This window comes from Pseudomonas sp. Kh14, from assembly GCF_900291005.1.
GTDB lineage: Bacteria > Pseudomonadota > Gammaproteobacteria > Pseudomonadales > Pseudomonadaceae > Aquipseudomonas > Aquipseudomonas alloputida.
Window position 1 is genome coordinate 1 of record NZ_OLKJ01000228.1, and the last position, 248, is coordinate 248.

At 46.0% G+C, this 248-nt stretch carries 1 protein-coding gene; it reads right to left on the reverse strand.

What is annotated here, in order from left to right:
• Positions 1 to 235 (reverse strand): MFS transporter (locus FQ668_RS29215; protein WP_369333852.1); only part of this gene is annotated, 235 nt, incomplete at its 3' end.
• Positions 236 to 248: the final 13 nt, after the last annotated feature.

The following is a 248-nucleotide window of genomic DNA, read 5'->3' on the forward strand; positions in this document are numbered from 1 at the left end:
CTTCTAACGCGGTAAAGTGTTCATTTAAAGCAATACACAGCAGTGTTCCGACTAGGTAAACTCCTTGACCGAGGATAAACACGGGACGTCGGCCAATAGCATCGGACAAAGGACCATAAAAGAGTTGAGAAAGTCCGAAACCAACCAAAAACAGTGTCACGAGCATCTGAACATCCGCATGTCCAATCGATAGGGCTTCGCTAATAAGTGGAAGTGAAGGTAAGTAAATGCTCACGCCTACTTGACCC